This is a genomic window from Rhizobacter sp. P3_B12 (assembly GCF_056402895.1).
The window spans coordinates 1-8,060 of sequence record NZ_JBFUGN010000200.1; the positions used below are offsets into that span (position 1 = coordinate 1).

The 8,060-nt window shown below is 68.0% G+C and carries 7 protein-coding genes and 1 pseudogene; 7 read left to right on the plus strand and 1 reads right to left on the minus strand.

From position 1 onward, the window contains the following. The 7 genes and pseudogenes from AC1D01_RS13220 to AC1D01_RS13250 form a co-directional block, all read left to right on the plus strand. Positions 1-301 (plus strand): annotated as a pseudogene (locus tag AC1D01_RS13220) (D-xylose ABC transporter ATP-binding protein); the annotation flags it as partial. A 16-nt stretch (positions 302-317) separates the two neighbouring features. Further along, positions 318-1,301: an ABC transporter permease gene (locus tag AC1D01_RS13225; RefSeq protein ID WP_477866867.1), complete on the plus strand. Its 984-nt coding sequence runs from the start codon at positions 318-320 to the stop codon at positions 1,299-1,301. A 64-nt stretch (positions 1,302-1,365) separates the two neighbouring features. Further along, positions 1,366-2,310 carry an ABC transporter substrate-binding protein gene (locus tag AC1D01_RS13230; protein ID WP_477866869.1) on the plus strand — a complete coding sequence of 315 codons (945 nt, stop codon included), beginning with the start codon at positions 1,366-1,368 and terminating at the stop codon, positions 2,308-2,310. Positions 2,311-2,329: 19 nt separating this feature from the next. Beyond that, positions 2,330-3,340 carry a zinc-binding alcohol dehydrogenase family protein gene (locus AC1D01_RS13235; protein WP_477866871.1) on the plus strand — a complete coding sequence of 337 codons (1,011 nt, stop codon included), beginning with the start codon at positions 2,330-2,332 and terminating at the stop codon, positions 3,338-3,340. 11 nt (positions 3,341-3,351) lie between these two features. Further along, complete coding sequence (locus tag AC1D01_RS13240; RefSeq protein WP_477866873.1) at positions 3,352-4,494, plus strand: mannitol dehydrogenase family protein; 1,143 nt, start codon at positions 3,352-3,354, stop codon at positions 4,492-4,494. Then, positions 4,491-5,495, plus strand: coding sequence for an NAD-dependent epimerase/dehydratase family protein (locus tag AC1D01_RS13245; RefSeq protein ID WP_477866875.1), 1,005 nt, complete (start codon positions 4,491-4,493; stop codon positions 5,493-5,495). Before AC1D01_RS13240 ends, AC1D01_RS13245 begins: the two co-directional genes overlap by 4 nt. A 74-nt stretch (positions 5,496-5,569) precedes the next feature. Beyond that, positions 5,570-6,538, plus strand: coding sequence for an ABC transporter substrate-binding protein (locus tag AC1D01_RS13250; protein WP_477866877.1), 969 nt, complete (start codon positions 5,570-5,572; stop codon positions 6,536-6,538). 49 nt (positions 6,539-6,587) lie between these two features. On the opposite strand, the gene AC1D01_RS13255 is transcribed toward AC1D01_RS13250, so the two are convergent. Further along, positions 6,588-8,060, minus strand: a 1,473-nt coding sequence (locus AC1D01_RS13255; RefSeq protein ID WP_477866879.1) for a LamG domain-containing protein, incomplete at its 5' end; no start/stop codon positions are given.

An 8,060-nucleotide genomic window follows, 5' to 3' on the forward strand; every position in this document is an offset into this window, starting at 1 on the left:
GCAGAAGGTCGTGATCGCCAAATGGCTGTTCCGCGACTCGCGCGTGCTGTTCTTCGACGAGCCCACGCGCGGCATCGACGTGGGCGCGAAGTACGCCATCTACCAGCTGCTCGACGAACTCGCCGCGCAGGGCATCGGCGTGGTGCTCATCAGTTCGGAGCTGCCCGAGATCCTCGGCATGACCGATCGCGTGGCGGTGTTCCATGCCGGGCACATCACCGGCACGCTCGACACGCGCCGGACCTCACAGGAAGAAATCATGCATTTCGCCTCGGGCCGCCCGGCACGCGCGGCCGCATGACCCGGCCAGGCACCCCATGACCGACAAGCAGAAAGACCTGTTCCAGAAATTCGCGGCGCTCGCGAGCCTGATCGCGCTCACGGCGGTGTTCTCGTTCGTGAGCGACTCGTTCTTCTCCGTCGGCAACGGCATGACGGTCGCGCTGCAGGTGACCTCGATCGCCTACCTCGGCATCGGCGCGACCTGCGTGATCATCACCGGCGGGATCGACCTGTCGGTGGGCGCCATCCTCGCGCTGGCGGGCGTCGTCGCCGCGCTGGCGGTGAAGGCGGGCCTGCCGGTGCCGCTGGGCATGCTGTGCGGGCTGGTGGTGGGGGCCTTGTGCGGACTCGTCAACGGCCTGTGCGTGACCTGGCTCAAGCTGCCGCCGTTCATCGCGACGCTGGGCATGATGATGGTCGCGCGCGGCGTCGCGCTGCAGATCACCGATGCCAAGGCCATCGGCGGACTCGGCGAGGGGTTCGCCGCACTCGGCAACGGCTCGCTGGGCCGCGTCGTCAAGATCGGCGCCGACGGTTTCCCGGACGTCGTGTTCCCGGGCATTCCCTACCCGGTGCTGCTGATGATCGCGCTGGCCGTCGCGGTGGCGGTGCTGCTCAACCGCACCACGCTCGGCCGCTTCATCTATGCCATCGGTTCGAACACCGAGGCGGCGCGCCTGTCGGGCGTGGACGTGCGCGGCGTCACCGTCTTCGCCTACGTGCTGTCGGGAACGCTCGCGGGGCTGACGGGCTGCGTGCTGATGTCGCGCCTGGTCACGGCCCAGCCGAGCGAAGGCCTGATGTACGAGCTCGACGCGATCGCCGCCGCGGTGATCGGCGGCACCTCGCTGTCGGGCGGCGTCGGGACGATATCGGGCACGGTCATCGGCGCCTTCGTGATCGGCATCCTGCGCAACGGCCTGAACATGGGCGGCGTGTCTGCCTTCACGCAGCAAATCATCATCGGTCTGGTCATCCTGCTCACCGTGTGGATCGACCAGATGCGTCATCGCAGATGACACCTCACCGGCAGGACCGCCCGGGAATCGGAGAGAGACAAGCTTGTTCATCAAGAGGACTGACATGAAGAAAATCCTGACCACCCTGTTCGCATCCACGTTCCTGTTCGCCGCCTCGGCGGCATCGGCCGCAGACAAGGAGATCGCCGTCATCGTGAAGACCGCGAACTCCGATTTCTGGCAGAACGTGAAGAAGGGATCGACCGCCGCCGCCGGCGAACTCAAGGGCTACACCGCCAGCTTCCAGGGCGCTGCGTCGGACACCGATCTCGCCGGCCAGGTCGCGCTGGTCGAGAACGCCGTGAACCGCAAGGTGGCGGCCATCGTGCTCGCGCCGTCCGATCCCGATGCGCTGATTCCCGCGATGAAGAAGGCCTGGGAGGCCAAGATCCCGGTGATCCTGATCGACTCCGCGGCCAGCGACGCGGGCAAGGACTACTACCAGTCCTTCCTCGCCACCGACAACAAGAAGGCGGGCGAGCTGTGCGCGCAGGCCCTGATCGACAAGGTCGGCACGACGGGCAAGATCGCGATCATGTCGTACACGGCAGGCTCGGGCTCCGAGATCGGCCGCGTCGGAGGTTTCCGCAAGTACCTCGAGACCCACTCGAAGCTGCAGGTGGTGGGCCCGTTCTATTCGAACTCGCAGATGGGAACGGCGTTGAACCAGACCACCGACGTGCTCGCGGCGAACGCCGACCTGAAGGGCATCTTCGGCGCCAACGAGCCGACCGCGATCGGCATGGGCCGCGCGCTCGTGCAGTCGGGCAAGGCGGGCAAGGTGGTGGCCATCGGCTTCGACGGCAACGGCGACCTGCAGGGCTTCATCAAGGACGGCACGCTCGAAGCCATCGCCGTGCAGAGCGCCTACCAGATGGGCCACCTGGGCGTGAAGACCGCGGTCGAAGCGAGCCAGGGCAAGACCGTGCCGAAGTTCCGCGACACCGGCGTGGTGATGGTGACCAAGAAGAACATCGAGTCCACCGAAGCGAAGAACGTCCTGTACTGAGCGACTCGAAGGGAGCGTCATGCTGACCGTGATCTGCGACACCCCGGGCACCTTGCGTGTCGTGGACAGGGAGATGCCCCTGCGCGGCGAAGGCGAGGTGCTGCTGCGGGTGCGGCGGGTGGGGGTGTGCGGGACCGACCTGCACATCTTCACCGGCCACCAACCCTATCTCGAATACCCGCGCGTGATGGGCCACGAGTTCTCCGGCACCGTCGCCGAAGCGCCCGCCGGCAGCGCGCTGGCGGTCGACGACCCGGTGTTCGTGATGCCCTACCTGTCGTGCGGCAGCTGCATCGCGTGCCGCCAGGGCAAGACCAACTGCTGCGTGGCCATCCAGGTGCTGGGCGTGCACCGCGACGGCGCCTTCACCGAGTACATCAGCGTTCCGCAAGCCTTCGTCCACAAGGCGGAAGGCGTCACGCTCGACCAGGCGGCGATGCTCGAATTCCTGGCCATCGGCGCACACGCCGTGCGGCGCGGCGATGTGCAGCCCGGCCAGCGCGTGCTGGTGGTCGGCACCGGGCCCATCGGCATGGCGGCAGTGACCTTCGCCGTCCTGCGCGGCGCCACCGTCGCCGCACTCGACACGCGCCGCGATCGCGTCGACTTCTGCTGCCAGCACCTGGGAGCGCATGCCGGCGTGGTGATCGGCCCGAGCGACGAAGCGGAGCTGTCGCGGCTGACCGGCGGCGACTTCTTCGACGTCGTGTTCGATGCCACCGGCAATGCCCGCGCGATGGAGCGCGGCTTTCGCTTCATCGCCCACGGCGGCAAGTACGTGCTGGTCTCGGTCGTGCGCGACAACATCGCCTTCGCCGATCCCGAGTTCCACAAGCGCGAGGCGACGCTGCTGGGCAGCCGCAACGCCACGATGGAGGATTTCGAGACCGTGCTCGCCGCCATGCGTGCCGGCAAGATCCCGCACGAGGCGCTGAACACGCATCGGCTCGCCCTCGCGAACCTGCCCGCCGACTTCGTGCAGCTGCTCGACCCGTCGCGAGGCGTGGTCAAGGCCATCGTCGAGTGTTGAGGGATCGCACCATGGCGCTGCCCATTCTCCAGTTCGGCACCGGCCGCTTCCTGCAGGCGCACGTGGACCTGTTCGTGTCGCAGGCGCTCGCGCGGGGCGAGGCCCTCGGCGGCATCGCCGCCGTGCAGACCACGGGCAGCGCGCAGAGCACGGCACGAACGGCGGCGCTGGCCGGCGGCGCGGGCTACCCCGTCGAGGTTCGCGGCCTGCTCGACGGGCGCCGCCTGTGCGAGACCGTGCACGTCGACTCGGTGCGGCAGGCCTGGCATGCGGACACCCATTGGCCGCAGATCGTGGAGGCCGTCGCGACGGACGTCCGCGTCATCGTGTCGAACACCGGCGAACGCGGCTACGCGCTCGACTCCGCCGATGGGCCGTCGCTGTTGTCCGACACCGGCACGGCCGCGCCGCGCAGCTTCCCTGCGAAGCTGGCCGTGCTGCTGTATCGCCGCTGGCGGCATCAGCCGGGCGGTGGCCCGTCGCTGTTCCCCTGCGAGCTCGTGCCGAGGAACGGCGATGCGCTGCGCGCGGTCGTCTGCGAACTCGCGAAATCGTGGCAGGCGCCGGCGTCCTTCATCGACTACCTGCACGACGAATGCGTGTGGGTCAACTCGCTGGTCGATCGCATCGTGTCGGAGCCACTGATTCCGCTCGGCGCGGTCGCCGAGCCGTATGCCCTGTGGGCGATCGAGCGGCAGCGTGGAATGGTGCTGCCGTGCACGCATCCGGCCATCGTCCTGACCGACGAACTGGGGCGCTTCGAGCGATTGAAGCTGATGCTCCTGAACCTCGGCCACACGTTTCTCGCCGAACGCTGGCTGGCCGGCGGTCGGCCGCACGATGAAACCGTCCTGCAGGCGCTGGGCGATGCGCCGTTGCGCGCCGAGCTGGAAGCGGTCTGGCGCGACGAGGTGATGCCGGTGTTCGACGCCCTCGGCGAAGGCCGCGAGGCGCGCGACTACCTCGTCGTTCTTCGCGATCGCCTGCTCAATCCTTTCCTGGCCCATCGCCTGGCCGACATCGCGCAGAACCACGCGTCGAAGAAGCAGGCGCGCATCGGCCTGCTGCTGTCCCAGGCGGACAAGCTGGGACTGCCGCCGACGCAAGCGCGGCTGAGGGCCGCCATGGCCACCGATGAGGAGCTGCATTCATGAAGCAACCTGGTGAGGGCAGGGGCCGGATGCTCGTGACCGGCGCGGCCGGCAAGGTAGGGCAGGCCTTTCTCGCGCGCGCGCTGCACGATCCGGCGTTCGAGCGCTTCGTGTTTCGCGCCTTCACGCATCGACGGCCACTCGAGGCGCACGATCGCCTCGAATGCGTGCAAGGCTCGATCCAGAACCGCGTCGACGTCGACCGCGCGCTGGACGGCGTGACCCATGTGCTTCACCTGGCCACCAGCAAGGAAACGCCCGACGACGTGATGGACGTTGCCGTGAAGGGCATGTTCTGGATGCTCGAGGCCTGCCGCAGCAGCGCCAGCTTCGAACAATTCCTGCTGGTCGGCGGCGATGCCGGCGTGGGCCACTTCGTCTATCCGCACCCGGTGCCCGTCGTCGAGACGCAGCCCCACAGCGCCTACCCCGGCTGCTATGCCTTGTCGAAGGTGCTCGAAGAAGTGATGCTGCAGCAGTACTTCGTCCAGTACGGCCTCAACGGCTGCTGCCTGCGCGCGCCCTGGATCATGGAGAAGGACGACTTCAGGTTCCAGCTGTCGTTCGGCGCCGATGTGTTCGGTGGGCCGCGCTGGTGCGACCTGGTCGGCGCCGAAGCGGCCGCCGCCCACGTCGCCAGCGGGGCGGTGCCGGTGATGCTCGACGCGGCGGGCGTGCCGGTGCAGCGCAATTTCGTGCATGTGGACGACCTCGTCGACGCCATCTGCACCGCGGTCGATCACCCCCGGGCGCGCCAGCAACTGATGAACATCGCGATGGACGAGCCGGTCGACTACGGCGCGCTGGGCGACTACCTTGCGCGCACGCGGGGCGTGCCGCTCGTGCCCGTCAAGACGCCGTACCACTCGACCTGGCTCGACAACACCAAGGCCCGGTTTCTTCTCGGCTGGCGACCGAAGTACGACATGGCCAGGCTGGTCGAGGCAGCGTGGTCGTATCGCCGCGGCCCCGACGACCCGCGCCAGGTCTGGTACCCGGGCTGAGGGCCGCGTCATCGCTCGAACCCGGGTGGCATCCCGCCATGCCGGCCTGTCCTGTTCCATCGGAAGGAGACATCATGCAGATGAACAAGAGAACCCTGGTCGCCACCCTGCTCGCCGCGGCGGGCTTGTCGCTGGTTCCCGGCCTGGGTGCTGCCGCGGGCAAGCGGCTGGTGATCGGTTTCGCGCAGACCGGCGCGGAGAGCGAATGGCGCACGGCGAACACCGAATCGGTGAAGTCCGCGGCGAAGGCGGCCGACGTCGAACTGAAGTTCTCCGACGGCCAGCAGAAGCAGGAGAACCAGATCAAGGCGATCCGGGCCTTCATCGCCCAGAAAGTCGACGTGATCATCCTCGCGCCGCTCGTCACGACCGGCTGGGACACGGTGCTGAAGGAAGCGAAGGCGGCGAAGATTCCGGTCATCCTCGAGAGCCGCAACGTCGAGGTCAAGGACCCGACGACCTGGGCCTCGTTCGTCGGCTCGGACTTCGTCGAGGAAGGGCGGCGCGCCGCCCGCTGGCTGCTGGACCACACCAAGGACACGCAGGGCGACGTCAACATCGTCGAGCTGCAGGGCACCGTCGGCTCCGACCCCGCGAACGACCGCAAGAAGGGCTTCGAGGAGGTGATCAAGACGAACCCGCGCTACAAGGTCATCCGATCGCAGACCGGGGACTTCACGCGCTCGAAGGGCAAGGAGGTGATGGAGGCCTTCCTGAAGGCGGAAGGCAAGAAGATCAACGTCCTCTACGCACACAACGACGACATGGCGATCGGCGCCATCCAGGCCATCGAGGAGACGGGGCTGAAGCCGGGCAAGGACATCCTGGTCATCGGGGTCGACGCGGTGAAGGGCGCCTTCGAAGCCATGATGGCCGGCAAGATGAACGTGTCGGTCGAATGCAGCCCGCTGCTCGGGCCGCAGCTGATGGAGGCCGCAAAAAAGGCGGCGGCAGGTGAAACACTGCCGCGCTGGATCAAGACCAACGAGGGTGTGTTCCCGCAGGAGGTCGCGGCCAAGGAGTTCCCGAACCGCAAGTACTGAGCGCGTCAGCGCAAGCCGGCGGTGCAGCCATCGGCACCCCGGCGCACTGTCACTGCATCAGCGCCGCGATCTCGGCGGCGCTCAGCGCGCCCGCCTGCACGCGGAAGTCCTGGATCCGGCCGTCGAACGACGGATGCCCCCAGTTGCGTCCCAGGAAGGCCACCTGATCGCCGACCTGGCGCGGCGACAACAGGATGGCATCCGAGCTCGCCACCTCGGTGCCGTCGACGTAGAGCCGCCCGGTGCTGCCCTGCAGCGTGACCGCCACGTGGACCCAGCGCCGGATGGGCAGGAAGCCCGGCGCTTCGACGGCCTGCTCGTCGTTGTGCCCCGCGCCGCAGATCCCGAAACGCAGCCCCTGGCCGGCCTTGGGCGCGAGCCGCATGTACGAGAAACCGTCGTGCCCGGCGAAGAACAGGCAGCTGTCCCAGCGCAGCGAATTCGCATAGGCCCACAGCGATATCGTGAAATCGTCCAGGCCGCTGAAGATCCCCGGCGGCAGTTGCAAGCCGGCCGCCTTGCCGTCGAACGCCACCGCCTTGTCATTGCGGCGTCCCTCGCCCCAGGTCGCCCCGTCCAGCAACGTGCCCTCGACCTGGGTTCCGATGCCGGCCGGGGTCAGCAGCGTACCGGCGGTGCCCGTGCCATTCATGCCGTTCAGGGGCATCGACAAGCGCGTCTCGCCGGACACCGCGGCCCGGACCGAACCCGAGCTGGCGCTGGCGCCGTCGCTGCCCAGGGCGGTGACCTGGTAGAACCAGATGCTCCTGGGCGCGGCGTCGGTGTGGGTGAGCAGTTCGGTGGCCGCGACCGTGGCCAGATCCGTGAAGGGGCCATCGGCTTGGGCGCTTCGCCTGACCACATACGAGGTCGCGCCGACACTGCCCCACCACGACAGCACGGCGCGACCATCGCGCACCGGGGCGGTCAGGCCGGACGGCGGCTTCATCGGCCCGGCATAGGCCGGGCGGCGGTGGATGAGGGTCGGGAACACCACGTCGTCGCCACCGCTGGACCCGTAGTTCGGCTCGCACAGCGGCACCATGCGCGCGACGTTGGGCGCTGCCAGGCCCATTCGATTCACGTAGTGGTTGTAGATGGGCTCCCAGGCGTTCCGTTTGTGCTGGAACGACTGGTTCACTTGCGTCCACAGCGACGTGTGGGGTTCCGGCGGGTTCTGCTCGCGTGCGTACGGCATCGGGTACGTGTTGCCGCTCTCGTCCAGCAGATTGGAGCGGGCCACGTATTCGGCTCCCGCGAGGAAGCGGTTGTCGTACAGCCCGTAGAGGTCGTCGCCCTGGCTCCAGGCCATCTCCAGCAGGTCGCCACCCAGCGACATGCCCAGCGTCGAGTGGCCCTGGTCGCGGCCGCTCTCTTGCCACTGCCCGAAGTGACCCGGGTGCATGAAGTAGACGGCGTGCACGATGGAGCCATTGCCGAACATCGTCAGCTTGCCGCGGTTGTTCGCCGCGTAGTAATCGCAGGCCTGCCGGTACAGGTCGGGCCTGTCGCAGAACACCCC

Coding starts and splice junctions, on each gene's coding strand:
- AC1D01_RS13230 (WP_477866869.1), top strand. CDS start 1,366: ATGAAGAAAATCCTGACCACCCTGTTCGCATCCACGTTCCTGTTCGCC.
- AC1D01_RS13235 (WP_477866871.1), top strand. CDS start 2,330: ATGCTGACCGTGATCTGCGACACCCCGGGCACCTTGCGTGTCGTGGAC.
- AC1D01_RS13250 (WP_477866877.1), top strand. CDS start 5,570: ATGCAGATGAACAAGAGAACCCTGGTCGCCACCCTGCTCGCCGCGGCG.
- AC1D01_RS13240 (WP_477866873.1), top strand. CDS start 3,352: ATGGCGCTGCCCATTCTCCAGTTCGGCACCGGCCGCTTCCTGCAGGCG.
- AC1D01_RS13245 (WP_477866875.1), top strand. CDS start 4,491: ATGAAGCAACCTGGTGAGGGCAGGGGCCGGATGCTCGTGACCGGCGCG.
- AC1D01_RS13225 (WP_477866867.1), top strand. CDS start 318: ATGACCGACAAGCAGAAAGACCTGTTCCAGAAATTCGCGGCGCTCGCG.